Annotated in this window: 21 protein-coding genes and 1 pseudogene; 12 read left to right on the top strand and 10 right to left on the bottom strand. The window is 62.6% G+C overall.

Features of this window, described 5'->3' with window-relative positions:
* Nucleotides 1-32 precede the first annotated feature (32 nt).
* The 7 genes from ACQY39_RS12110 to ACQY39_RS12080 all read left to right on the top strand — a co-directional run bounded on the left by ACQY39_RS12110 (nucleotide 33) and on the right by ACQY39_RS12080 (nucleotide 4835).
* Nucleotides 33-650: a MotA/TolQ/ExbB proton channel family protein gene (locus ACQY39_RS12110; RefSeq protein WP_428506530.1), complete on the top strand. Its 618-nt coding sequence runs from the start codon at nucleotides 33-35 to the stop codon at nucleotides 648-650.
* 21 nt (nucleotides 651-671) lie between these two features.
* Nucleotides 672-1088: an ExbD/TolR family protein gene (locus tag ACQY39_RS12105; RefSeq protein ID WP_263519264.1), complete on the top strand. Its 417-nt coding sequence runs from the start codon at nucleotides 672-674 to the stop codon at nucleotides 1086-1088.
* Complete coding sequence (gene lpxK, locus ACQY39_RS12100; protein WP_428506528.1) at nucleotides 1088-2170, top strand: tetraacyldisaccharide 4'-kinase; 1083 nt, start codon at nucleotides 1088-1090, stop codon at nucleotides 2168-2170. Before ACQY39_RS12105 ends, lpxK begins: the two co-directional genes overlap by 1 nt.
* A 12-nt stretch (nucleotides 2171-2182) precedes the next feature.
* Entirely contained in the window at nucleotides 2183-2389 is a 207-nt protein-coding gene (locus ACQY39_RS12095) for a Trm112 family protein (protein WP_428506526.1), read from the top strand.
* The gene (gene kdsB, locus ACQY39_RS12090) at nucleotides 2386-3195 is read left to right on the top strand and encodes a 3-deoxy-manno-octulosonate cytidylyltransferase (protein ID WP_428506524.1); all 810 of its coding nucleotides are present in this window, start codon (nucleotides 2386-2388) and stop codon (nucleotides 3193-3195) included. The genes ACQY39_RS12095 and kdsB overlap by 4 nt, the downstream gene beginning before the upstream one ends.
* Nucleotides 3196-3319: 124 nt before the next feature.
* A complete protein-coding gene (gene adk / locus ACQY39_RS12085; protein ID WP_428506522.1) occupies nucleotides 3320-3973 on the top strand; it encodes an adenylate kinase in 654 nt (217 codons plus the stop codon).
* Between the two features lie 103 nt (nucleotides 3974-4076).
* Nucleotides 4077-4835: a 3-hydroxyacyl-CoA dehydrogenase gene (locus tag ACQY39_RS12080; RefSeq protein WP_428506520.1), complete on the top strand. Its 759-nt coding sequence runs from the start codon at nucleotides 4077-4079 to the stop codon at nucleotides 4833-4835.
* A gap of 126 nt (nucleotides 4836-4961) precedes the next feature.
* Here ACQY39_RS12080 and ACQY39_RS12075 read toward each other — a convergent pair whose 3' ends face one another.
* The 10 genes from ACQY39_RS12075 to ACQY39_RS12030 all read right to left on the bottom strand — a co-directional run bounded on the left by ACQY39_RS12075 (nucleotide 4962) and on the right by ACQY39_RS12030 (nucleotide 16482).
* Complete coding sequence (locus ACQY39_RS12075) at nucleotides 4962-6215, bottom strand: hypothetical protein (protein ID WP_428506518.1); 1254 nt, start codon at nucleotides 6213-6215, stop codon at nucleotides 4962-4964.
* A 91-nt stretch (nucleotides 6216-6306) separates the two neighbouring features.
* Nucleotides 6307-6738 (bottom strand): ExbD/TolR family protein, encoded by a 432-nt coding sequence (locus ACQY39_RS12070; RefSeq protein WP_428506516.1) that lies wholly within the window; start codon nucleotides 6736-6738, stop codon nucleotides 6307-6309.
* 17 nt (nucleotides 6739-6755) lie between these two features.
* The gene (locus tag ACQY39_RS12065; protein ID WP_263519256.1) at nucleotides 6756-7184 is read right to left on the bottom strand and encodes an ExbD/TolR family protein; all 429 of its coding nucleotides are present in this window, start codon (nucleotides 7182-7184) and stop codon (nucleotides 6756-6758) included.
* 25 nt (nucleotides 7185-7209) lie between these two features.
* Nucleotides 7210-8043, bottom strand: a complete 834-nt coding sequence (locus tag ACQY39_RS12060; RefSeq protein ID WP_428506514.1) for a MotA/TolQ/ExbB proton channel family protein — start codon at nucleotides 8041-8043, stop codon at nucleotides 7210-7212.
* A 106-nt stretch (nucleotides 8044-8149) separates the two neighbouring features.
* Nucleotides 8150-8800 carry an energy transducer TonB gene (locus ACQY39_RS12055; protein ID WP_428506512.1) on the bottom strand — a complete coding sequence of 217 codons (651 nt, stop codon included), beginning with the start codon at nucleotides 8798-8800 and terminating at the stop codon, nucleotides 8150-8152.
* A 524-nt stretch (nucleotides 8801-9324) separates the two neighbouring features.
* Nucleotides 9325-12048 carry a TonB-dependent receptor gene (locus ACQY39_RS12050; RefSeq protein WP_428506510.1) on the bottom strand — a complete coding sequence of 908 codons (2724 nt, stop codon included), beginning with the start codon at nucleotides 12046-12048 and terminating at the stop codon, nucleotides 9325-9327.
* Between the two features lie 505 nt (nucleotides 12049-12553).
* A complete protein-coding gene (locus ACQY39_RS12045) occupies nucleotides 12554-13519 on the bottom strand; it encodes an LD-carboxypeptidase (RefSeq protein WP_428506508.1) in 966 nt (321 codons plus the stop codon).
* A complete protein-coding gene (gene tadA / locus ACQY39_RS12040; protein ID WP_428506506.1) occupies nucleotides 13516-14154 on the bottom strand; it encodes a tRNA adenosine(34) deaminase TadA in 639 nt (212 codons plus the stop codon). The genes ACQY39_RS12045 and tadA overlap by 4 nt, the downstream gene beginning before the upstream one ends.
* Before the next feature lie 51 nt (nucleotides 14155-14205).
* The gene (locus tag ACQY39_RS12035; RefSeq protein WP_428506504.1) at nucleotides 14206-14424 is read right to left on the bottom strand and encodes a hypothetical protein; all 219 of its coding nucleotides are present in this window, start codon (nucleotides 14422-14424) and stop codon (nucleotides 14206-14208) included.
* A 36-nt stretch (nucleotides 14425-14460) separates the two neighbouring features.
* Nucleotides 14461-16482 carry a sigma-54-dependent Fis family transcriptional regulator gene (locus tag ACQY39_RS12030; protein ID WP_428506502.1) on the bottom strand — a complete coding sequence of 674 codons (2022 nt, stop codon included), beginning with the start codon at nucleotides 16480-16482 and terminating at the stop codon, nucleotides 14461-14463.
* Between the two features lie 445 nt (nucleotides 16483-16927).
* On the opposite strand from ACQY39_RS12030, the gene exaC reads away from it, so the two are divergent.
* The 5 genes and pseudogenes from exaC to dnaA form a co-directional block, all read left to right on the top strand.
* The gene (gene exaC / locus ACQY39_RS12025; RefSeq protein WP_428506500.1) at nucleotides 16928-18448 is read left to right on the top strand and encodes an acetaldehyde dehydrogenase ExaC; all 1521 of its coding nucleotides are present in this window, start codon (nucleotides 16928-16930) and stop codon (nucleotides 18446-18448) included.
* Nucleotides 18449-20180: 1732 nt separating this feature from the next.
* The gene (locus tag ACQY39_RS12020) at nucleotides 20181-20522 is read left to right on the top strand and encodes a CU044_2847 family protein (protein ID WP_428506498.1); all 342 of its coding nucleotides are present in this window, start codon (nucleotides 20181-20183) and stop codon (nucleotides 20520-20522) included.
* Nucleotides 20523-20525: 3 nt separating this feature from the next.
* Complete coding sequence (locus ACQY39_RS12015) at nucleotides 20526-21860, top strand: hypothetical protein (protein WP_428506496.1); 1335 nt, start codon at nucleotides 20526-20528, stop codon at nucleotides 21858-21860.
* On the top strand, nucleotides 21857-22816 hold the full coding sequence (locus ACQY39_RS12010) for an AAA family ATPase (RefSeq protein WP_428506494.1): 960 nt from the start codon (nucleotides 21857-21859) through the stop codon (nucleotides 22814-22816). Before ACQY39_RS12015 ends, ACQY39_RS12010 begins: the two co-directional genes overlap by 4 nt.
* 1683 nt (nucleotides 22817-24499) lie before the next feature.
* Nucleotides 24500-25561 (top strand): annotated as a pseudogene (gene dnaA, locus ACQY39_RS12005) (chromosomal replication initiator protein DnaA); the annotation flags it as partial.
* Nucleotides 25562-26195: the final 634 nt, after the last annotated feature.

The following is a 26195-nucleotide window of genomic DNA, read 5'->3' as shown; positions in this document are numbered from 1 at the left end:
GCAATCGCAGCATTCAACGACAGGGGTTGTCTTTGTTTTCGATCATACAAGCCGCCGGCTGGCCGATTTGGCCCCTGCTGATCTGTTCCGTTATTGCCCTGGCCCTGGTCATCGAGCGCTTTTCCAGCCTGCGCCGCAGCCGCATCGTGCCGCCGCGCTTGCTGGATGAGGTGCTGGGCATCAGCAGCCAGACCTTGCCCACGCCCGAGATGGTCAACCGCCTGGCCGAGCATTCCCTGCTCGGTGAGTTGCTGGCGTCCGGCCTGCGCGCCGTGACGCTGGAGCCGCAGATGCAAGAGGCCAAGCTCCGCCAGGTCTTCGAGCTGGCGGGCCGCCGAGCCATCCACCAGTTGGAGCGCTACCTCAACACCCTGGGCACCATTGCCACTGCAGCCCCCTTGCTGGGCCTGCTGGGCACGGTGGTCGGCATGATCGAGATCTTCGGCAGCCAGGCGCCCGGCGGCGGCAACCCGGCGCAAATGGCGCACGGCATCTCGATCGCGCTCTACAACACCGCGTTCGGCCTGATGGTGGCGATTCCTTCGCTGATGTTCTACCGCTACTTCCGTGGCCGCGTGGAAGAGTATGTGCTGGAGTTGGAGCAAAGCGGCGAACGCCTCTTGAGCCAGCTGCAACGCTACACGGCCTGAGTCCGCGCCGGAGTTGCCACGATGAAATTCAGACAGCGCCGCAGCGAAGAGCCAGAGATCAATCTGATCCCCTTCATCGACGTCCTTTTGGTGGTCCTGATCTTTCTGATGCTGTCCACCACCTACTCGAAGTTCACCGAGCTGCAGATTGCGCTGCCGGTAGCCAACGCCGAGCAGTTGAAGGAGAGGCCGCAGGAAATCATCATCGCCGTCTCGGCCGATGGCCGCTATGTAATCAACGGTCAAGCCGTGGAAGGCCGCACCGTTGACCTGCTGACCGCCGCGCTGACCCAGGCCAGCCAAGGCCGCGCCGAGACCATGGTGATCGTCTCGGCCGACGCTTCAGCCGCTCACCAGTCGGTGATCAATGTCATGGATGCGGCACGCCGCGCTGGACTGTCCCGCCTGACCTTCGCCGCCCAGACCAACGGCCAGTGATGGCCGGGCCGCACGACCCAGCCGCCGCGACCCTGGCCCGGCGCCTCGAACGCGAGTGGCTCAGCGGCGGCGCGCTGTCCACCTGCCTGCTGCCGCTCTCGGGCCTGTACCGACTGCTCTGGGCCGTGCGCAGCCTGCTGTACCGCTGGGGCCTGAAGCGCGCGGAAGCGCTGCCGGTGCCGGTGATCGTGGTCGGCAACTGGATCGTCGGCGGCGCCGGTAAAACCCCCACCACCCTGGCCCTTCTGCAACTGCTGCAAAGCTGGGGCATCAAGGCCGGCGTGATCTCGCGCGGCTATGGCCGCGACAGCGACGAGGTCGCCTTGGTGCGGCGCGACAGCCCGGCGCGCGCCGTCGGCGATGAGCCGCTGCTGATCCATTTGCGCAGCGACGTACCCGTGGCCGTGGGCCGCGACCGGGTGGCCGCCGCGCGCGCGCTGCTGCAAGCCCACCCGCAGTTGCAAATCTTGATCAGCGACGATGGCCTGCAGCATGGCCGCCTGCCGCGCGCCTTGTCGATCCTGGTGTTCGACAGCCGCGGCATCGGCAATGGCCATGTGCTGCCCGCTGGCCCGCTGCGCCAACCCTTTCAAGCCCGGCTGCCGGCCGACCATCTGGTGCTCTACAACGCCGCGCAAGCCAGCACCGCCCTGCCCGGGCATCTGGCAAAGCGCACGCTCAGCGGCGCGGTGTCGCTGCAGGACTGGTGGGATGGCCAGCCAGCGAGTCTATCCAGCGTGCAAAGCTTGCGCGGCCGCCCTCTGGTCGCGGCAGCCGGCATGGCCCAGCCGGCGCGTTTTTTTGACATGCTGGAAGCCTGCGGCCTTGAGATCACAGAGCGCCACGCCCTGCCCGACCATTTCGACTTCGCCACCCGCCCCTGGCGCGCGGACGCAGCCGATGTGCTGGTGACGGAGAAAGATGCCGTCAAGCTGCGCCCGACGCCCGGCAGCAAGCCCGGCGGGCCGCGAATCTGGGTGGTGACGCTAGACTTCCGGCCCGAACACGCTTTTGAGCAGGCTTTGCTTGAGCGCCTGGCGGCCATGGGCTGCCCGGCCCGTGAGCCTGCTCACCGAACCTAGATGGGGATGACGATGGATAACCGTTTGCTGGAAATATTGGTCTGCCCCTTGTGCAAAGGCCCCCTGGAACATCTGCGCAGCCCCGAGGGCGGTCGCGAGCTGATCTGCCATGCTGACCGCCTCGCCTTTCCCGTGCGCGACGGCATTCCCGTGATGCTGGAGAACGAGGCCCGCGCCTACGACCCGGAGGCAGAAGGCAACAAGCCCGCTGCGCCATGAGCTTCACTGTCATCGTGCCGGCACGTCTGGCTTCCACCCGCCTGCCCAACAAGCCCTTGGCCGAGATCGAAGGCCTGCCCATGATCGTGCGCGTGGCGCAGAGGGCGGCAGAGTCCAAGGCCGCGCGTGTGGTCGTGGCCAGCGATGCAGCCACTGTGGTGCAAGCCTGTGCCGCGCATGGCATCGAAGCGGTGTTGACGAGCGCCGACCATGTCTCGGGCAGCGACCGCCTGGCCGAAGCCTGCGAGCTGCTGGGCTTGGACGGCCAGGATCTGGTCGTCAATGTGCAAGGCGACGAGCCCCTGATCGAGCCGGCCATGATCGACGCCTGCGCGGAACTGCTGCGCCAGCGCCCGGAATGCGTGATGAGCACGGTCGCCCACGCGCTGGACGACAGCCCGGAAGGCCGAGCTGAGTTCGCCAACCCCAATGTCGTCAAGGTCGTGACCGACAAGAACGGCCTGGCGCTTTACTTCTCCCGCGCTCACATTCCCTTCTGGCGCGACGGCCAAGCGCAAAACCCAGGCCAGCCACAGCCGGGCACGGCCTTGCGCCATGTCGGCCTCTACGGCTACCTGGCCGGCTTCCTGCGCAGCTTCCCGCGGCTGCAAGTCAGCCCACTGGAGCAGATCGAATCGCTGGAACAGCTCCGTGTGCTCTGGCATGGTGAGCGCATCGCGGTGCACGTGAGTGAACAGCGGCCAGGCCCGGGCGTGGACACCCCCGAGGACCTCGCGCGCGTGCGCGCCGTGTTCCGCGCGCGGGCCTCGGGTGGGCCTCGGGTGGGCACTGAGGGCGTCCCTTGAACCCTGGGGTTACCCTGAGGCAAGAAGCGGGGCCTGCGTCAGTCTGGCGTAGGTCAGCGCGTGCTATCCTCGCCCGCTGTTGAAGAGGGCCTTGCGTGCCTTCCATGCTGCATCAAGGAGACCCATGCGACTGATTCTTCTGGGCGCCCCCGGCGCCGGCAAAGGCACCCAAGCTGCCTTCATCTGCCAAAAATTTGGTATCCCGCAAATTTCCACCGGCGACATGCTGCGTGCCGCCGTCAAGGCCGGTACCGAGATGGGCCTGGCCGCCAAGAAGGTCATGGACGCGGGCGGCCTTGTCAGCGATGACATCATCATCGGCTTGGTCAAGGAACGCATCACCCAAGCCGATTGCGCCAAGGGCTTTTTGTTCGACGGTTTCCCCCGCACCATTCCGCAAGCTGACGCCATGAAAGCGGCCGGCGTGAAGCTGGACTATGTGCTGGAAATCGACGTCCCTGACAGCGCCATCATCGAGCGCATGAGCGGCCGCCGCGTCCATGTGGCATCGGGCCGCACCTACCACGTCAAGTTCAACCCACCCAAGGTGGAGGGTCGCGACGACGGCACCGGTGAAGAGCTGATCCAGCGCGACGACGACAAGGAAGAAACCGTCAAGAAGCGCCTGGAGGTGTATCAGGCCCAGACCCGTCCTCTGGTGGCCTACTACTCAAACTGGGCCGCCAGCGGCGAAGCCGGCGCCCCCCAGTACCGCTGCATCGAAGGCATCGGCTCGGTCGATGACATCACCCAGCGCGCTCTGGCAGCCCTGAGCTGATCATTTTTTCTTCTCAAGCAAAGCCGCTTCAATGCGGCTTTCTTTTGACCAATAATTGACGTTTACGTCAACGTCAACCAACCCTTCTTTCAAAGGATTGAACATGGACATCGCAGGCAAGGTTTTCATCGTCACCGGCGGCGCTTCGGGCCTCGGCGAGGGCACGGCACGCATGCTGACGGCGCACGGCGCCAAGGTCGTGATCGCCGACTTGCAGGTCGAGCGCGGCGAGGCCGTAGCGGCCGAATTGGGCGGTGCTTTCGTCAAGGCCGATGTCAGCCAGGAAGCCGACGGCCAGGCCGTGGTCGCCAAGGCTCTGAGCCTGGGCAAGCTCTTCGGCCTGGTCAACTGCGCTGGCATCGCCCCGGCTGCCAAGACCGTGGGCAAGGACGGCGCTCATGCCCTTGCCTTGTTCAACAAGACCATCACGGTCAATCTGATCGGCAGCTTCAACATGATCCGTCTGGCCGCCGAGGCCATGAGCAAGAACGAGCCGGAGCCCACCGGTGAGCGCGGCGTGCTGATCTCGACCGCGTCTGTGGCCGCCTATGACGGCCAGATCGGCCAGGCAGCCTACGCCGCCTCCAAGGGTGGCGTGGTCGGCATGACCTTGCCGATCGCCCGCGATCTGGCCCGCAACGGCATCCGCAACATGACCATCGCTCCCGGCATCTTCGGCACGCCCATGCTCTTCGGCATGCCGCAAGAGGTGCAGGACGCCCTGGCTGCCGGCGTCCCCTTCCCTTCGCGCCTGGGCACTCCGGCTGACTACGCCAAGCTGGTGCATCAGATCGTGACCAACGAGATGCTGAACGGCGAAGTGATCCGCCTCGACGGCGCCATCCGCCTGGCACCGAAGTAAGCAGAAAGCAGATCCGGACAAACAAAAGGGCCCTGGCTGCGCGCCAGGGCCCTTTTTCGTTCGGCTGCCATCGCCGACTCAGGCCCGACCGGAGTCAGACCTGAGCCAGCAAATGCAGGCGAGTGCTTAACGCTTGGCGCTGCGGGAGTGGATGCCCCACAGGCGAGCCAAATCGGCCGAACCGTCGCTACCCTTGACCGAACGCCAAGCGGCTTGCGCCTTGGACGCCTCGCCGGCCATGGAGTGAGCCAGACCCAGATAGAGCTTGGCGTCTTCCGGACGGGTCAGGTTGCCCTTTTCGATCGCTTGCTCGATGTACTTGACACCCTTGGCGGCATCGCCACGGAAGGAGTAAGCCAAGCCCAGCGCGACCAGAGCATTGCCGTCCTTAGCAGCCAGCGCGGCCTTCTCAGCCTCCGGCAAAGCAGCCTTGGCCTCAGCAATGCGCTTGACCATCAGGTCATTCAGGCGCTTGTGACGCTCACCTTCCTTGCCTTGGCCCAGAACATTGGCGGCAAAGCCCTTGTCCACGACCTGCTTGCCTTCTTCAGGGAAACCGGCCTGAGCAGCGAGCTGAGCCATTTCCATATAGTCGTTGGCATCCTTGAGGTTGCCGGTGGCCAGCTTGAGGCGATAGACGTCCAGCGAGAAGCGATCCGAGAAGCCCTTCTTGGTCTGGATGCCCGACAGGACCTGCGTCCACAGCTCCTTGCGCGGGTAGTAACTCAGCAGCTTGGAGATGGCCAGTTGCTCGGCATTGCCGTCCTTCTGGCGGATGGCAGCGCTCAGAAGCAGGTTCAGCTTATCCTGCGAGGGCGTGCGACCCGCCTTTTCATCGGCAGCAATTTCGGCTTCGGTGTCCTTGATGATGGACCCCATATCGCCGGAATTGAATTGTGCCGAAGTCAGAACCTGCTTCATGGTGGAGCTGTTGCCACCTTCCTTGAAGTAGCGCTGGGCCCAAGTCAGAGCGCGAGCGTTGTCTTTGTTGCGCAAGTAGGTGCCCGAGATGGACTCCATGTAGCGCAGCTGATCGGCGCCCGACAGCTTGCCACTGGCCTTCAGCGCCTCAAAGGCCTTGACCATGGATTCGGTGTCGCTGGCGCCCGAAGCGGCGGCCATGCGCATCGCTTCGATGTTGTAGTTCTCGGTGGCATTGCGGCCGCTGACAGCTTCCGCTTCATGAACCTTGGCCAGCGCGTCCTTGTATTTGCCGGACTTGATCAAGGCGACGGCATCCTTAAGAGCCTTGCCCACCTGCGGACGCACGCCTTCGGCCTGCGCCTGGGCTTGCGCAAAGCCCAGCTCGCCTTGGGGCGCGCTGCCAAACACAAACGCCATGGTGCCAATAGCGACCGAGGCCAATGTCCTGATCTTCATCGTCTTCTACCCTCTTTGCGAAAAAAAACGCGCCGCCCTTGACGGACGGCGCGCTGTTCATTTGACGTCTCAGCTCACGGCTTGCGCCGTCTCACTTGACGTACTGTTCGTTGCCGACCATGCCCATCTTCTTGACACCCAGTCGCTGCGCAGATGCCATGACAGCAGCCACGGCGCCGTACTCGGCCAGCTTGTTGGGCTTGATGTGCACTTCGGGCTGGTCCGACGCGGCGGCCACTTCAGCCAGTTTGGCTTCCACAGCCTCGTGGTTGGGCAGCTCGTTCTCGTCCCAGTAGACCTTGCCATCGAAGTCGATCAGCACCACGTGGATCACAGGATCCTTCAACGGCACCGAGTTGCTCGGGGGTGGCATGTCCAGGTTCACCGAGTGAAGCTGGATCGGGATCGTGATGATCAGCATCACGATCAACACCAACATCACGTCGATCAACGGCGTGGTGTTGACGTCCATCATGACTTCCGGCTCTTCACTGCCGGAGGAGCTACCTACATTCATTCCCATGCTATTCGCTCCTCGCTTCAACCACCGCGCGCAGGCGGCTCGGTGACGAAGCTGACTTTCATGATGCCGGCGCGCTGGCAGGCATAAACCACACGGCCCACGGATTCGTAGCGCGACTTGTCGTCACCACGAACATGCACCTCAGGCTGCGGATTCAGCACCGCCACCTTGCCCAGTCGCTGCACCAGGGCATCGACATCAGGCACCAGCTGCGTGTTCCAGTAGATCTCGCCGCTCTTGGTGACCGAGATATCGATGTTCTCAGGCTTGGTCACGCGGACGACGTTGGTTTCCTTAGGAAGCTCAACCTTGACCGTGCTGACCACCGCCGGGATGGTGATGAGGAAGATGATCAACAAAACCAACATCACGTCCACGAGGGGCGTGGTGTTGATCGTTGAGACCACTTCATCATCGCCGGAAGAAGATCCGACGTTCATTCCCATGATGGGTTCTCCGGGTCAGCGCTGATTAGCGCTTAGCAACTTGACGGTTGCCCATCAGGACGCCGTGCAGGTCACCAGCGAAGGCACGCACTTGGCCCATGACGGTCTTGTTGCGATTCACCAGCCAGTTGTAACCCAGCACAGCAGGAACAGCGACGCCCAGACCGATGGCGGTCATGATCAGCGCTTCACCCACAGGGCCGGCCACCTTGTCGATAGATGCCTGGCCGGCCACGCCGATGGCGGTCAGCGCTTGCAGAATACCCCACACGGTACCGAACAAGCCGATGAACGGCGAGGTCGAACCGACGGTAGCCAGGAAGCCCAGGCCGGTCTGAACGCGACCCTGCACTTCGGCGACCGAGCGCTCGATATTGGTCGACACCCAGGTGTTGTGATCGATGTTCTCGGTCAGGGCGCCTTCGTGGTGCTCAGAAGCTTCGATCGCATTGGCTGCGATGTAGCGGAATGCGCTGGCTTCCTTCAGGCCCTTGATGCCTTCGGCCAGGCTGGCCTTCTTGAAGAAGGTGGCGCGCACTTCCTTGGCTTCGTTGGACAGCTTCTGGGTGTCCCACAGCTTGGTGATCAGAATGTACCAGCTGCCCATGGACATGATCAGCAGCAGGGCCAGAACGCCCTTGGACACCATGTCGCCGTGAGCGATCATGGCCTGCAGGCCGTAAGGGTTGTCAATAGGCTTGGCGGCGGCTTGCGCCACGGGAGCGGCGTCGGCAGCAGGAGCAACTGCCTCGGTAGGTGCAGCAGCGGAAGCAGCAGCTTCTTGAGCTTGCACAGGCGAAACAGCCATTGCCGCAGCAAAAGCGATGGCGGCGAACAGGCCGGAAATACGAGAAATCATGGAGTCAACTCCTGCGAATGAAATCGAAATCGGTTTGAGAGAAATGGAGCCGGGCGATGCCCTGCCCCAATGTTGGGGTCTTGCAGAACTGTAGCCTGACGCTGCCTTATTCGATGCGGAACTGGAATTCCTGCTCGAACACGTGATCACCCGGGCATTCATAGGTGTCGCGCAGCGTTTCCTCGATGGCCGCAATGATGGCGCGTTGCGCCTTGCGATCCACACCAGGCCGCAAGCTTTGCACCTCAATGCTGGCCACGCGACCGGACTTGACTGTCGCGGTCACCTTGTACAAGGCTTCACCACTCCAGTTCACCGAAGGCACTTCCGGCTTGCCCATCTTGGTGCAAACCATGCCGGCAGTCTTGGGGCCCGCGCGAACCGGTGCCGGCGCAGGTGCTGCAGCCGGTGCCGGAGCAGGAGCCGGGCGAACGGGGGCAGCCGCAGGCGGAGCGACCTGGGTCGACTGAATAGCCGGCGCCGGAGGCGTGGGTGCCGTGACTTGGAATTCCGGGGGCGGAATGAAGGGCGGCGGCGGAGCCTTCAGATCCGGCGGCGGCGGCACAATTTTTTCCGGCTCCGGCGGCGGCTTGACCTTCTCTTCAATCACCTTGGTCTCGATGGGACCCTTGACCGCCTCAATGGCTTTCCGGGCCAGTCCACTTGCCAACGCCCACGCGATCAACACGTGGATCATGACCACGATGCCGATACCCGTAAAGCGTGACGAGCCTTGCTTATCCTGCGCAAAGTTCATGCGCGCTCCTTCTTAAGACTGCGAAATTCTTCCATCAAGACACGTGGGGGTTCAGCCCCTGCGCAGCGCCCGTCTCGAACCTTTGAGTGGCGCATGGTACCGAACAGATGTGCTTCATCAAATGATGATGAAGCGCTGCTGATCTCGGCATCAACGACAACTCCTACAACAAAAATGCCCGTCAGCTTTCGACCACGGGCTTCGGCTTGGTATCCACCCGATCGGCGAGCCGAAACAGGGCAAATCCTCAAACGCCTGCGATCATAAACGAGTTCCAAAGACCGCCTGACATGGGGCTTACCCGAAGAACCGAGCTTGCAGCAAGTGCTGCAAAGCACCCCGAGCCCGACCGACGACAAGGAAGCCAATCCGTCACTGGTATTTTAGTGGTATCCAGAAACTCAAGCCACCATCAAAGCCTAGGGTTTTCGCGAATCGACGCGGAACCCGCTCTGACACGACAGCAAAAAAAACGCGGCCACAAGGGCCGCGTTTTTCATCCTCTTACGAGGCGCGCGAAACGATCAGTACGACAGGCTGGCGCGAACCAGCAGCGTGCGGCCGTAAGCATCGGTCAGGCGGGGGTCATAACCCTGCTGGAACACGGTGCCTTGGTTCGAGAACGGCGGCTTGGTGTCAAACAGGTTCTTCACGCCCACGGTGAACTTGGTGTGCTTGATGCCGCTCCAGGTCACCGACAGGTCGGCCAAAGTGTAAGCCTTGACGTTGTTGAGGTACTGGTCCTCCACCGCGTTCTGGTCCACATAGCCCGACTTGTGACTCAGACCGAAGTTGGTGCTGAAGTCGCCCAGACGCCAGTTCACGGTCACGGCATGCTGCCAACGCAGCACCGGGCTCGAGTCGCTGTACTTGCCGACGTTCTGGATGAACGGATCACCCTTGTCGCGCTGGTACTCATAACTACGAACATAGGTGGCTTCCCAGCCCAGCTGGAAACGGCCCATGGCATTGTTGAAGGCGTAGCCTGCAGCGAAGTCGAAACCGTCGGTATTGACGTCACCCAGGTTGTCATTCAACGCAACCACATAGCCCAGTGCATTGGAGTTCTTCCACTCAGGCGTATTGCAACGATCCAGGGTGGCTTGCATCTCCGAGCTCAAGTCCTTGCAGCGCTTGTAGCGCGATGCGTACTTGGCCGGGTCACCGAAGATCGCCTGCTCGGACACGGCCGAGATGGAGTTGGTGATCTTGATGTTCCAGTAGTCGATCGAAGCCGTCAGACCCTTGACCGGCTCGAAGGCCAAGCCCAGCGAGAAGGTCTTGGACTTTTCTGGCTTCAGATCGGTGTTGCCACCGGACTGGATCTGACCTTGCTGACCGCAGTCACGCGACTCGACACCACCAGGCTGCACCACGCCGCCCTTGCACAGGACCGGATCGTCGTACGGGTCACCCGTGAAGCTGACGGCTTGCGGGCCATAGACCTCGTCCAAGGACGGTGCACGGAAGCCCGTGTTGTAAGAGGCGCGCAGATTGACGTTCTTCACCGGGGTCCAGCGAATCGCGGCCTTGGGGTTGAAGGTCGAACCGAAGTCAGAGTACTTGTCGAAGCGACCGGCGAAGGTCAATTCCACTTCCTTGCTGACCGGGAACAGCCACTCAGTGCTCAGAGCCGAGATCTTGCGATCGCCGCTCACGTGGTAAGGCGCCACACCCAGGGAAGGCACGTTCTCGACGATGCTGTCGACCGTGTCATTGCGGTACTTGTCCTTGCGGAACTCGGCACCCACCGACACGCCAACCGGGCCACCGGCCATGTCCCACAACTGGGTCGAGGCATTGAAGTCCAAGCCCTGGCTGCTGCCCTTGGCGTTGGAGTAGACGCCCTTCATCTTGGCGGCTTCAATGATGGCCAAACCGGCTGCATCAGCATCGCCGAAGGGGTTCAGCTTGCCGTCCGTCACACCCTTCTGGATCAGGGACTTGTTGACGTAGCCGTCTTGAATGTCCTGAGCACCCTTGCTCTCGGCATTGAAGAAGCCGGCGCGATAGTCCCAGTTGGCATACGTGCCATCCAGGGAGATCACGGTACGGTTGGCCTTGGTCGATGCTTGGTTGGTACGCGCACCGGCCGGGATCATGCGCCAGCCCACGGTGATGGGCTGGGTCGCGTCAATACCAGCGTAGGTCTTCGGGAAGAAGGGGCTGTTGGCGGGCATGCTCAGGCCAGTCACCGGATCCGATGCGACGCGAGCGATATTGCTGTTGTCCGTCGCCATGTGCTCCAAAGACAGGTAGTTGCTGCCGAGCTTGGCCGACGCCTTCAGCAGACCGGTCTTGGTTTCCGTGTCAGGAATGATGTCGATAAAGGCCGTGTAGTCAAAACGGCAGGTACTGGTCGAGATGCTGGGCAGGTAGAGCGAGAACGGCGGCGAGCAACCCTTCAATGAAGGATTACCCGACAGCGAAATAGTCGTGGGAGCCCCGGTCTCGTCCAGCACCGGCTGGCCATTGGCATCCAGCACCGGCTGGGTTTGGGCGAAGTTGGCAGGGAAGGATGTGCCCGAGGTCTTGAGCAGGCCGCGATCGGGGATCACGCCGGTTCGGGCGAAATCGCGGTCCACAGCGCGCACACGCTCATTGGTCTGCTTGTCGATCGAGGCCCAAACGTTGAAGCCGTCGGCTTCCAGGTTGCCGAAACCACCGCTGACGGCGATACCCTTCTTGACGCCGCCCTCTTCCTTCGGCTTGGAATAGTTCACCGAAGCGTCCATGCCACGGTAATCGCGCTTGGTGATGAAGTTGATCACGCCGCCGATGGCGTCGGTACCGTAGATGGCTGAAGCGCCGTCACGCAGCACTTCGACGCGGTCGATCGCGGCGAAAGGGATGGAGTTCAGGTCAACCGAGGCCGAGCTGAAAGCGAAGGCAGCCACGCGGCGACCATTCAACAGCACCAAGGTCTTGTTGGAGCCGAGACCGCGCAGATTGGCATAGGCCGCACCCCCCGTGCCCGAACCGATGGTCTGCGAACTGCCGGTCATGGACTGGCTGGCGGCGATCTTGGCCAATGCGCCTTCGGCGGAATTGACACCAGTGGCACGCAGATCGGCAGCCGAAATCACGGAAATGGGCAAGGCGCTGTCGGTATCGACCATGCGCTTGATGGACGAACCGGTGACCTCGATGCGCTCGAGCGTTTGCTGAGCGTGAGCGGGCACAGCAGACAGCACCAGACCGCCGAGGGCGGTCCAGACAGCGGTGCTGATCTGGGATTTCTTGAACATGAGCTACTCCTGGGGGAAATTGCGAGGTCGATAGACACTGAGCATGGTCAGCACACGCAGGGCGATTGATGAAAGCCTCGGTGCGTTGGACGCACGCTTGCGTACATTCTTCGAGTCTGGCGGCTTCCCGGCAGCCTAGGGAAACTACGCGCGGCGCAATTTCGAAAGGTAACTTCTCACACCCGACCCGCACCGCTAGGTGCTTGATTCCGCAGGGGATTTCCCGTTCACATGGGACTGCAGGGTTAGCGCTGAATGGGCGGATCAGCCAAAAGTAAAGTTGTGCGCTGTCGCCCTGACGCAACGGGAAATGCGCACTCTGCGCCCTCCTGTCGCCTGAGCGACAAAGGCCCGACGACAGACAAAGTCACCCAGGTACCTCACTCCTCGACGGGCGGTCGGACTGCATTCGCGACAGCGCAAGTCAGCAGTTAGGCTGGATAGAAAGCTCGCTGGGCAAGCCCTCCCGGGCTCACCAACAAGGCCGCGCGGCGACCAATGAGGCTCAGTGCGCGTGCTCGGAATGAGGCTCAGAGTGATCGTGGCGATGCTGTGGGTCGCCCTGCCAGCCCATCATGACATCGCGCCCCTCCACTACCAGCTCGACCTTGGCACCCACGGGCAGGCAAACCTTGGTGTCGACATGACCGAAGGGGAGTCCGGTGAGGATGGGCGTTTTGGTGCGCGCGCGCACCGCTTCGATCGCGTGCTTGAGCGTGTAGCCATGGTCCAGCGGCGACTTCTTCCAGGCGCTGAACTCGCCCAGCAGCACCGCCTTCTGCGCATCCAGCACACCAGCCTGCTGCAGTTGCAAGAGCATGCGCTCCACCCGGTAAGGATGCTCACCCACGTCCTCAAGGAACAGCACGCCTCCCTTGATGCGCGGGAAATGCGGTGTACCCAGCATGGAGGTCAACACGCAGAGATTGCCACCCCAAAGCTGCCCCTTCAGGCCCAGGCCCTCAAAGCCCTTTTCGGTGCGAAAGCCTACGGCCTCCAGCAGTCCGTCCATGGCCTCGACGAAACAGTCCTGGGTGACATCATCGACACCGCCTTCATCCTTGCTGCGGCCAAAATCACCGCAGGCCAAGGGGCCAGCCCAGCTCTGCGCCTTGGCGTGGGTCAGCAAGCCCAACTGCAAGGCAGTGATGTCGCTGTAGCCCACCCAACGCGTACCCTGCTCGACGCTGCGCGCGAGCAATTTCCAGTCGATCTGATCCAGCAAGCGAGTCAGGCCGTAGCCGCCACGGGTGGCCAAGGCCACGCTGGGCGCCGCAGCAGCCACGCGGTGCAAGGCCGCCAAGCGTGTCGCGTCGTCGCCACCAAAACGCTGATGCCGAGCCAAAGCGTCCTCATCCACCGTGACGGCAAACCCCAGTTTCTCCAGGCGCTTGGCGGCGCGCTTGAGCGGTGCGGCGTGGGCCAGCACGCCGGCCGGGGTGTAGAGAGTCAAGCTGTTGGAGGCGCTCATGGCAGGGGTTCCGATGGAGGTTCAGGGGAGAAATCGAGATGGGTCGCATCACCAGTCGGGATGGCGTCGGCCAGCTCCGCACCGGAGGCTTCGGCGCGCGCAGCCGCACGGCGCTGCCGGGCAGCATCGCGCCGCTGGGCAAAAAACTCGCGCAGCAACTGGGCCGAGGGCTCGGCCAGCACGCCACCCTGGATGCAGGTGTGGTGGTTGAGCTGCGGCTGCTCAAACAGGTTGAGCACAGAACCGGCCACGCCGGTCTTGGGGTCGCGTGCGGCAAACACCACCCGCTTGAGGCGCGCATGCATCATGGCCATCGCGCACATGGCGCAGGGCTCCAGGGTCACGAACAGCTCACATTCCGGCAGGCGGTAATTGCCCAGCAGCGTGGCACCATGGCGCAAGGCCACAATCTCTGCATGGGCCGTGGGATCGTGCGTGGTGATGGGGCGGTTGTAGCCGGTGGCGATCACCTGGCCGGCACGCATCAGCACGGCGCCGACCGGCACCTCCCCGGCAAGCCAGGCGTTATGGGCCTGGTCCAGCGCGATGCGCATGGCAAATTCATCGGCGGCCGAAAAGGCGGCCGAAATGGCGACGGCGGCGGGCTCTGGGGTGAGGATGCGGGTTTCAGACATGGTCGGCCCGGCGCAGTGTAGCAAGCCCCTCAGCGCCCCCAGGGAAAGCCCTCAGGGCTGCGCCTCTGAGGCACGCACCGCAGCTTGATCGAGCAGCTGCTGCACCTCTTGCCGCACAGCTTCGGGCCGCGTCGCCGTCGCGCTGGCGGCGCTGCCCGGCGCGGAGCTTGGAGCCGTGGTCGGCGCCAGCGTGCGCGCCTGCTGCTTGACCAGGAACAAGACCGCGGCCAGGGCGATCACCAGGCCAAGAATGCTGAAAGCTGCGCGCATCGATTCGGCTCCGCTTCTGATTGACAAACCGCCAGCCTACTCGAAGCCACCGCCCTGCCCTGGCTCCAGGCCGGCCTCTCGCATCTTCCGGTACAAGGTGTTGCGACTGACACCGAGGCGTCGCGCGGCTTCGCTGCGGTTGCCCTGGGCCAGCGCCAAGGCCTGCTGCACACAACGACTGGACTGCAGGCGAAGATCGAGCGCGCTGTCCACCGCCGGCGTCAAGGGCGGCAGCGCGGCCGCGCGAGTCGCCTGCGCTGAGGCGTTCAAGTCCTCGGCGATATCGTCAGGCAGATGGCTCCAATCGATCTGCGCCTCTGCGCCGTCCATCAAGGCACAGCAGGTGCGCAGCACATTGGCCAGCTGGCGCAGATTGCCGGGCCAAGGGTGAGCGCCCAGCGCCGCCAAGAGCTCAGGCGCCACGCTGAGCTTGCGTGTGGGCTCGGCGTCCTTGAGCAGGCGCTCCACCAGCATTGCAAAGTCGCTGCGCTGGCGCAGGGGCGGGATCAAGAGGCTGAGGCCATTGATCCGGTAATACAGGTCTTCACGAAAACGCTGCGCCTCGACCTCATCTCGCAGGCGCCGGTGACTGGCGCAAATCAGGGCGAAGTCCACCGCCACCGCTGGCCCGCCGCCCAAGGGCGACACCTGACGCTCCTGCAACACGCGCAAGAGCCGGGCCTGCAAGGCCAGAGGCATGTCGCCGATCTCGTCAAGGAAAAGCGTGCCCCCGTGGGCCTGCCGCAGCAGGCCCGGCGCACCCTCCTTGAGCGCGCCGGTGAAGGCGCCCGGGCGGTAGCCGAACAACTCCGCCTCGATCAGTGACTCGGGCAGAGCCGCGCAATTGATGGCCACAAATGGGCCGCTGCGACGCGGCCCACTCTGGTGGCAGGCGCGCGCCAGCAACTCCTTGCCGACACCGGACTCACCCTGCAAGAGCAGCGCAATCGGCTTGCCCAAGACGCGCCGGGCCCGCGAGAGCAAGCCTTGCACGGCGGCATCGCCCGTATCCAGGGCGCTCAGCGCATCGGGTGCCGGCACCACCGCGTCGGATAGAGCGGAGCGTGCAGGCAGTGCGGGCAGCGCCGAGACCGCCGGCGCAGAGACGACCGAGCGCGCACGCGGCCGCGCGCCATCGAGTCGGCCATAGAGCAGGCTGCCATCGGCACGCTGCAACTGCCGCGGCTGGGTCAGCAGGCCATCGCCCAGCAGCGTTTGCATGGACAAACCCAGCGCCGCCTCGACCGTGCAACGCCCCAGCGCAGCACTGTTCAGACCCAGCCATTCCAGGCCCAGCCCGTTGGCGCCCAAGATCATGCCGTCGTCAGCCAGCGCCAGCAGCCCCTCGGTGACCGTGTCCAGGCCTTCGGGGCGGGCATGCAGACGCAAGACCAAACCGCTGCCATGGCGAGCCTGGAACAGCTGATGCTCGATCATGCGCGCCGCCGATCGCGCCAGGCCCAGGGTGTGAGGGTGGTAGCCGCGACGGTCGCCGGAGATGTCCAGCACGCCCAGCAAGGCACCGCTGGAGTCGGCAATCGGTGCGGCCGCGCAGGTCAAGAAACCATTGCGCTCCAGAAAATGCTCGGCGCCATTGATGACCACGGGACGCCCATCCGCCAAGGCCGTGCCGATGGCATTGCTGCCCCGCCACTGTTCCAGCCAAACGGCGCCAGGCCGCAGGGCCACCCGGGCGGCTTTGTCGGCGAAACCATCATCACCCAGCGCATGCAAAAGCATGCCCTGCGGGTCGGCCAAAATGACCAAGCTGTCACTGGCCTTGACCTGTTCTGCCACGAACTCCATCACCGGCCGGGCCTGGGCCAGCAAGGCCCGCCGTTGCTCCAGCGAGCGTGCCAGCTGGGCGGCCGAGGCGTGCGGCACTCCTTGCGCACGGCCCTCGGGAGTCAGGCCGAAAGCCCGGCTGCGCAGCCAGCTGGCCTGCAGGCGCGGGTCCAGCAGGCCGTCGCCCAGCTCACCGGTTTCCAGCAACTGTCGGCGCGCCTGGCGCAAGCGGCTGGGCGCCGCCCGCAGGCTCATCAAAGCATTCGCAGTCATCTCACTTGTCTCCGTGGTCGGCCCTTGCATGGGCTCTGAATCGGACGCTGAGGCTCAAACGGAGCACGCCTTTGCGGCCTGCACCCACCGTCGCAGCGCGACCTTAACAGGCCTCCGTCCGCTGCCAAGCATTTGCACTCCTTTTGGCGACTTCCCGTCGAATTCCACGGAAGTTGTGCCAAACGACGCCCAAGACTGTGCTGTTTCGTGACAGTACGCCGTCACAGGCGTCAGCACCAGGAGGGCCGGATTCCAAACTCGCTCCCCGGCTCGTGCAGAAAAGCCGGGGCTTCCTGTACAAGCCAGGCGCCTGGCACGCTCCCTGCAAGTCATCTCACAGGTGTGCTTGCGGCGACATCCATCCGCGGATGGATCCGACGCAAGCCATGCCTTTAGAAGACAGGCCTGGAGACCAGGCCTGACCGCACAACAAATGGAGACCGACATGCTTTACGCCAGCCCCAACACCCCCGGCGCCACACTCGCCTACAAAACACAGTACGACAACTTCATCGGCGGCCGATTCGTGCCACCGGTCAAGGGGGAGTATTTTGATGTCATCACCCCCATCAGCGGCCAGGTCTACACCCGCGCAGCTCGCTCCACCGCCGAGGACATCGAGCTGGCCCTCGATGCAGCCCATGCGGCCAGCGCCCAGTGGGGCGCGACCAATGCTGCCGCCCGCGCCAACATCCTGCTCAAAATCGCCGACCGCATCGATGCCAATCTGGAACTGCTCGCCTATGCCGAGACCGTGGACAACGGCAAGCCCATCCGCGAAACCCTGAATGCCGACATTCCGCTCGCCGCTGACCATTTCCGTTACTTCGCCGGATGCCTGCGCGCACAGGAAGGCGCGCTGAGCCAGATCGACGACCACACAGTCGCCTATCACTTCCACGAGCCCCTGGGCGTGGTCGGCCAGATCATCCCCTGGAACTTCCCCATCCTGATGGCGGCCTGGAAGCTGGCACCTGCCCTGGGCGCGGGCAACTGCGTGGTGCTCAAGCCGGCGGAATCAACGCCCATCAGCATCCTGGTGCTGGCCGAGCTGATCGCCGACCTGCTGCCGCCCGGCGTGCTCAACATCGTCAACGGCTATGGCCGCGAAGCCGGCATGGCCCTGGCCACCAGCAAGCGCATCGCCAAGATCGCTTTCACCGGCTCCACCGCCACCGGCCGTGTGATCGCCCAGGCTGCGGCGACCAATCTGATTCCGGCGACGCTGGAGCTGGGCGGCAAAAGCCCGAATGTCTTCTTCGACGATGTGATGGCGCAGGACGATGCCTTCCTCGACAAAGCGATCGAAGGCCTGGTCCTGTTCGCCTTCAACCAGGGCGAGGTCTGCACCTGCCCGAGCCGGGCATTGATCCAGGAGTCGATCTACGACCGCTTCATCGAACGCGCGCTCAAACGCGTGGCCGCCATCAAGCAAGGCAGCCCGCTGGACACCGACACCATGATGGGTGCGCAGGCCTCCTCGCTGCAGATGGACAAGATCATGTCCTATCTGGAAGTGGGCAAACAGGAAGGCGCTCAGCTGCTGATCGGCGGCGGCCGCAAGCAGCTGGGCGGCGAGCTGGCCGGTGGCTATTACATCGAGCCGACGCTGTTCAAGGGCACGAACAATATGCGCGTGTTCCGGGAAGAGATCTTCGGCCCGGTGCTGGCCGTGGCCACTTTCAAGGACGAGGCCGAGGCCTTGCAGATCGCCAATGACACGCCTTACGGCCTGGGCGCTGGCGTCTGGACGCGCGACGGCAGCCGCGCCTACCGCATGGGCCGCGCCATCCAAGCCGGCCGGGTCTGGACCAATTGTTACCACGCCTACCCGGCGCACGCGGCCTTCGGCGGCTACAAGGAATCCGGCATCGGCCGCGAAACCCACAAGGCCATGTTGGACCATTACCAGCAGACCAAGAACCTGCTGGTCAGCTACTCGCCGAACGCCTTGGGCTTCTTCTGAGCCTTCAGCCTTGCTGAGCTGAAACAAGAAAGGCGGCCTTGCGGGCCGCCTTTTTTACTCATGGCCCGAGCATCGAGTTCAGGCCAGAAAGATCATTCCCACTCGATTGTCAATCCAACTCGCCCCTCCTGGGAAGTGAGCAGGTCCGCGATAGCTCGCCCGTACCGATACCGTCACCAATACCGTCCGAGCGCACCACTGGACTGACCGACGACCGCGACGCCCCGGACGCCAACGAGCCTGTCTCAATCACTGCTGGCTAGCTCTGACAGTTTGATTCTGGCCCCGTCTATGACTGACGGTATTGCCGTCTCCGTTCACCCTCCGCTCGACGGTATCGGTGACGGTACCGCATCGCGACCTCGGACTGAACCGCCCCGATTTCCGCGGCAGGCAGTTGGTTTAGGTCAGACGGTCGCGGCATGACTGACCTACAGCTCAGGGCCGCTTTGAGCCTGCAGCAATCCGGGGGCGTTCGGGCCGGCTTGCTAGGCCGGCCTTGATCAGGCGACAGGAATCGGCGGTGACGCTGTCGGTAAGGGCAGCCGGCGCTGGATCACCGGTGTTCGTCGTTGGCGCCGCTCAGGACTCGGGCGTCGACCGTCTCAGATCAGCCTGAAGGCATCGTTGGCCGTCGGCCGGCATCTATGCAGCGTCTGCGGCATCTTCTTTACTCGAACTCGACGCCCCATAGCCGCCGTTTAACGCTGGAGTTCAGGCACGACCCGTAGGTTGTCGCCTGTAATGACGGGTTCCCTGACTGCAGATCCTATCGCTCGGACTTCCTCGCTCCCGCCCACGGGCGGGCCGGGGTGGGCACTGTCCCTTTCAGCGGGAACGGGTGGGGGATGGAAGTTTTGACTCGCAGCCGAAGCAGTGAGCCGGTTACCCGGCCCACCGCTTGAAGACCCCCACGAGTCTTCCCTCGCCCCCTCACCCAGGCATGGGGGGTGTTGGGGGGAGCATGGTGGACGACTGGCGCACAGGGCTGCCCTACCCCACAGCGCCGCAGCCGCCACGTTCGATGTGACGGCCTAGCTGGCGCAGCAGATGCAGCGAAGGCCCCGCATGTCCACGAGCTGAGGCGGCCCCGTGGCCGGCGCGACGGCCAAGCCGAGACGAGCACATCGCGGATTTTGGTGGCCCGGCCTTGGGCTTGGAGGGCGCATGGGGTGGCGATCTGGCCGGACACGCGCGCAGCGCAGTCGATCCGGACCGGACTGTTCGCCAAGTGGGCCCGTTCACGCGTAGCGGGAAGGTATCTGGCCCGCGGTCCAAGGGCGCGGGAGGGCCCCAGCCACTCACGCCGAAAGCTTGATCGCAACTCCTGGATCGCCGTCGAGATGATGGGCCGTCTCCGTGCTGCTAGAGCCAGCTTTCCGGCCTCATGTATTCTTCGAGCGCTCGGGGTCCAGACGTTTGTCTCAGATGCCCTCACGGGATAGCATCTCGCGCATACCCAGCGCGTGCCAACGCGACGCTGGCGACCAAAGACGAGGGAGGGAGGTATGCAAGTTCAGGAGCAGTTGTTGGCGCCAAAGCCCCATGCCTGTACGGCTGCTTTTGCAGGCTGTATAGCCGGCTTGCCCTCGGACCGTCCGTGTTCGCCTGCTGCGTAGTAGGTCCGCCCCTACTCCCCGTGCTGCGGGTGCGTAGGGCGTTGATAGCCGCTCTAACTCTTAAATCTGCCTCTAGCCCTCAAGCAGGCCTAACCAATTGAAAGGACGAAGCCATGCCAATCACATCAGTGTTGCTCGACGGGGTCACTGTTCACCTTGAAATTGACGGCCTCGAAACGCCGGTAAGTCTGCACGGCACGCAAGGCACGCTGACAGATCGCGCCCTTGAGGAAACGGGAGTCACTGACAGAGTCGCCGACGTCGGTGACGAGTTGCGTCGCATGCTTCATGCCGTCGTCAAGTCAGCCAAGCAGTCGCTTGAGGATGCCCAGCCAAATGAGTGGAGCGTTGAACTGAACATTGGATTCAAAGGCGAAGCAGGGATCCCATGCCTGACCAAAGGTGAGGCAAATGCAGCCTTCAAAGTCACTGCGAAGTGGAAAAAAGGCGGCTGAGACGTGGGGGCAGCCAAGATTCTCTCGATCTGGAGCGGGCCTGACTTGACTCATGCATTTCTCGGATCGGGATGTCAGCTCGATGGCCGACACGTTCTGACTGCAAAGCATCTAGTTCGTGACAGGGAAAAAGCATACGTCGGCCTTGTCGATGACCATCATGGTCTTGTTGCCGCCACCGTCATCAACTGCCATCAGGACCACGATGCAGCAATTCTCCAGCTCGATGCTGAATGTCCGATAAATGGTCCGCCGCCCTGGCTGATGAACGAACATATTTCACTGAATAATCAAGTGGTAACGATGCATGCAATCGACCCTCTGCACCATGGAGTTCATCGTGCGGACTATCAGATAGGCAGCTACGACGCCGGACGTGCTGAGTACGTTCTCACGCCAGACAACGCCCGCGGCCACAGTGGCGGCGTCATCACCTGGAAGAATCAGGTGGTTGGCCTGTTGTTTGCGCGAATGAAGGGTGAACCCCTTTGCCGCGCGGTCTCTATGCATCGGCTCTTGCCATGGTTGCTAAGCCATGCTCCAACGTTGAGCGCTTTCTCGTCAGACGTCACAGGAGCTCCATACGCAGAGACGCGTGATGCCATACGAGTCATCCTTCTGCGAGAGGAAATGCTTGCTCTTTCCCGCACGTGGGGGACTGACCCCCTCCAAGGCCTGACCACCCACGACGTCACACGCGTAGTGAACCGGATGCGCGCAGCCATCGAGTTAGCCTCCAGCGAAGGGCTGACCTTCGACGGCCGATCCATGCGTAGATTTAAAGATGGATGCAGAGACATCCTTGCGCGTGTGTACCGACTAGCCATCGACGGTGAATCAGCCAGGACATGGATTAACAAACAGCTCACGCTGCCCTGCCAGTCCGCCGAGGCCTCTGCATTCATTCATGCCGTTGCTTCCAGCGCAGGTGTCAAGATTTCGCCCAGCCCGATGCGCTCCAATTTTCGCGTGGAGCGAATGGTTGATGACGCAGGGCTCGATGCTGGCGTTGGCAAAGACAGAGTTGCTCAAGTTCAAAAAGAATTTTGGTGCCAAGTCTTCATAGAGGCCTTTCCGTCCGGTGAGCAACCGCTGCACGCGTCACTTCATAAAGAATTGGTTGATGCGATGACGAACCTTTCAGAAGGAGACGATCGACCATTCGTGCTGACAGGTGTAGATACAACCGGCGGCGCGGGTTTGCGAAGGCTCGCGCAGACTCTTCCGGTAGTGGCAGTAGCGCGGAGCGGTATCGCAGGAGACATTCTGCTGGTCGACGAAGGAAAACTAAACAGCGCGCTGGCTCTTTGTTTGCGCGCCATCGAGGAGTGTGCATGATCCCCGCCTACCCAGTGGACGCAGATGTGCAGTTGAACGACCAGGGAACCTGGCCGGCATCTATTCATCACTTCGACGAGCGTGCTGTCGCAGCCCTTCGTGCGGCTGAGGCATGCGGCAGACCTTTGCTTGTCCGTGGCTCACCTGGCGTCGGAAAAAGTCAAACCGCTCGCGCTGCGGCTGCATTTGCCGAACGACCCTTTCTATCAGTCGTCATCGACGGCAGGACGGAGGCGCATGACCTTATGTGGCGCTTCGACGCCGTCAGACGCTTGTCGGATGCTCAGGCAACGCGCCGCGATGCCCTGCTCGCGGAGGAGGCTTCGTATGTCGAGCCACAGGCGCTTTGGTGGGCCTACGACTGGGTAAGTGCTGCGTCGAAATCAGGCGAGCACCCGCCGCCATGCGAACGGCCCCACAACTGGGATCCTGAAAACAATCGAGCCGTGCTCTTGATTGATGAAATCGACAAGGCGGACCCCGACCTTCCAAACGCCCTATTGGAGATTCTGGCGAACAAAGGATTCCGTGTGCCGTATGGCGGTCAGCTTGTCCGGTGCGGCGATCAGAACCGTCCGCTCGTCGTCATTACGACCAACGAAGAGCGGGAGCTACCCAGCGCCTTTCTAAGGCGATGCTTAGTCCTAACGCTCGAACTTCCAGAGGGTAAATCTGCGCTATGTAACTACCTGGTCGACATTGGGCAGCGCCACGAGAGGTTTCTTCTGACCAAGCGGGCTGGACGTTGCTTCGTTATGCAGCAGGCAGCAGAGCGACTTTGGGACGCTCGGGAGGGTGCCCGCAAGGCGGCGGAATACATGCCTGGCACAGCCGAATTTCTGGATCTGATCAACGCGCTCTCGGCACTGTGGCCGGACGATGCCAAGGCTCAGATCCAGTCAATTGAACGGCTCGACGAATTCGCCTTCCGAAAGTCTGTCCCCAGTCGGGCTTGAGGACCTACTCGGATGTCGTTTGCCGTCATCTCCGAGGCTGATCTGTTGCGTGTCCTAGCCCAACTGGATCCGCATGAACACGTTGCCGCAGCTGCCGCGCTGGGCTATGACGCCAAAGCCCTGCAATCGCTGGGCGCTTGGCGCGACGCGACATTTGCATTGACTCAGCCTGTCGCGAGTCCTGCAATTAAGTCACCCGCTGCGCAGCGACTGATGCGTTTAGGCGGGGACAAAGCCGAATCGCGTGGAAGTGTCGACATTCCCGCGTGGCTTGAAATGGGCGAACCGCCATCAGAGAACGTATTCGAAAGCAGTCCCGACGCTGTTCCCCCAAGAGTCGCGCCGTTCGTACCGAGCCCGCGGTTCGCTTCATTTCTCCGTCGCAACCTGACGGAGGATTGCGCCGGGCGGCTGCCCGACCTCGCGAAGATCGTGCGTGAAATCGCTCTCCTCCGGCCGATCATTAAATGGCCACCTGCGGCCCGCCCGCGCTGGCCATCCACACTGCAGCTGGTCGTTGACACCGGGGTTGCCGTCAATCCGTTCAGACAGGACCTTGCGCCACTCGCCAAGCAGATCCAACGTACGCTTGGGCATCGCGTAAAGCTTTACCGGTCGGATGGTGACCCGACCCGCCTAGTGAATCAACACGGTCAAGAGGCCCATCTACGCCTGGGGCAAGTGCCACTAGTCGTGCTGAGCGACGGAGGGCAATATCGGCCGGGAAGTGCATCACATCGCCGATGGACCGCCTGCGGCGAGAAGCAGCGCCGGAGTGGAGGAAAGGCATTCCTCCTCGCACCGATAGCGGCCAGACGACTGGATCCGGCGACCACTGCTGCCTATTCAGTGATTGTTCTTGATGATGGTCCACGCCTGCGCATCGCAAGATCCGGCATTGCGCTCCCATCCGACGAAGCGCCGCGCGATTTGACGGACGGCGCCGTAATCCTTCGCGCCGCTCTTTTCGGCAATGCGTATGTGCCGTCCACTCTTTTCCGCCAGCTCAGACGCAAGTTGCAAGGTGCTGGGATAGAAGTGGACATTGCCACTGAAAACGAAGTCTGGCATGACTCAGCAGTCATCGCTTCGACCAATGCTTGCGCTCTGCGCCCTGAAAGTCGAGACGATATTGGTCAGGACTTCGCGCGCCTACCAGACGCACTGCGCGACACAGTAGTTCGCACACACTGGGAGGCGCTCTTGGCAATGTCGCCGTTGGTTCGCACAGAGTATGCCCAGTTGGTGCTCCCTCTGATGACTCGCAAGAGCGAGATGGCCACCGTGCTGCGCAACGCATGCGCTGAGGGCGAACGCTTAATGGAGTGCGCTGCTCTGTGGCTGTTTCATGGCCCAGAAGACCTCACGCAAGACGTTGCGGACTTCATGCTTAGGCTCGCTTCGCGAAGCGAACGCTTGATCGGTGACGGCGGCGAGGCGGTCCAAACCGCTTGGGCTCTTGCTACTCGCAGCCTCCTCCTACAAAACGACGTAAAGCTTCCCGCCGGTCTCGACACCGACAGACTTCGTTGGATGCTGGGTAGTCTCCCTGGGCAGAATTGGGCAATCAGAAGTTCTGACAAGAACACACGGCAGGCGCTGTTGCCCTCAAGCGCGCAGGGGACGCCAAACAGTCTTTCAAGCGCACCAAGTAGTCCCCGTGCCCTACACCCGGCCGCGCGTACAGCTCCTGTCGCAGGCTCAGCCTCTGCATCGCGCCGCTCTCCCCACCACCTCAACCCATCCTTGACTTTTGAGACTCTAGTGCCCGGCCGCTCCAACCAGATGGCCCGTACCGCCGCCCTGCACGTGGCCGGCGCACCGGGCGCCCTGTACAACCCGCTTTTCATCTACGGCGGCGTGGGCCTGGGCAAGACCCACCTCATCCATGCCGTAGGCAATGCGTTGCTCAAGGACCGCCCCGACGCCCGTGTGCTCTACCTGCACGCCGAGCAGTTCATCTCCGACGTGGTCAAGAACTACCAACGCCAGTCCTTTCACGAACTCAAGGCCAAGTACTACTCACTGGACCTGCTGCTGATCGACGACGTGCAGTTCTTCGCCGGCAAGGAACGCACCCAGGAAGAGTTTTTCAACGCCTTCGAGGCCCTGCTCGCAAAAAAAGCCCACATCATCCTGACGTCGGACACCTACCCCAAGGGTCTGGTGGATATTGACGAGCGCCTGAGCAGCCGCTTCGACGGCGGCCTGACGGTGGCCATCGAGCCGCCAGAGTTGGAGATGCGCGTCGCCCTCCTGATCAATAAGGCCGAGGCCGAGGGCACGCTGATGCCGGAGGACGTCGCCTTCTTCGTCGCCAAGAACGTGCGCTCCAACGTGCGCGAGCTCGAAGGCGCGCTGCGCAAAGTGCTGGCCTACGCCAAGTTTTCGCACAAGGAAGTCAGCATTGCGCTGGCACGCGAGGCGCTGAAAGATCTGCTGAACGTCCAGAGCCGCCAGATCGGTGTGGAGAACATTCAGAAGACGGTGGCCGACTTCTACAAAGTCAGCGTCGCCACGATGTATTCCAAACGGCGCACGGCCGAGATCGGCGTTCCGCGCCAGATTGCGATGTACTTAGCCAAGGAGTTTACGCAGAAAAGCCTGCCCGAGATTGGCGAACTTTTCGGTGGTCGCGACCGTACGACTGTTCTGCACGCAGTGCGCAAGATCGCCGGCGAGCGCCAAAAGAATACAGAGCTGAACCAGCAGCTACACGTGCTGGAACAGATGCTGAAGGGTTAACTCGTCAGTTTGCAAGCGCAGTGCAAGCGCCCTGGCAAGGCATGTTGATCCGCTGAGCGGTGCCTAGGATGCTCGTATCCATCAACGACTTGCACTGACCCCAGAAGTTGGACTGCCAGTGTGCGTGCCTAGTCGATAGTGACTGTCTACAACGCTGCCGCGGTGCCGGGTACAGTTGCATGCGCTTACCCGGTTGAACCGCCTTTGCACTGCCCATGTGCTCGTGCACCAGAGCGATGACTCTGTGGCGCCAAAAATCTCAAGCGCCATGTTTTCGCCACTCTCGGGGCGCGTAGGTTCCCGCAGCGAGTCGTGGCCCGTGCCATTCCGGTCAAATGGCACCTGCCGGTCGCCTGGCACGACGCACTGCGCGCCAGGCGGCCCTCTTCGAGCGCTCGCTCTAGTGCGGTGGGATGTCGGCGGCGGCCTTGGTCTGCAGTTACGAGCCGAAGAAAGGACGCATCGTGTGTGCGAGCACGAGCTCAAGGCGCTGGATATCGTCATCGCCGTGCCGGTCAACGAAGTGTCTCGAAGCAGCCGATGGTGAACATCCGCAATCAGCCTATTGCTGAAATTCGACAGACTTCGGCTTCGGGCACGAAGCTGCCAACTGACACGGAACAGACGATAAGTG

This window comes from Roseateles sp. (assembly GCF_965262435.1).
Taxonomy (GTDB): domain Bacteria; phylum Pseudomonadota; class Gammaproteobacteria; order Burkholderiales; family Burkholderiaceae_C; genus Paucibacter_A.
Note: the sequence above shows the minus strand (reverse complement) of the source record. Positions and strands in the feature narration are given on the sequence as shown.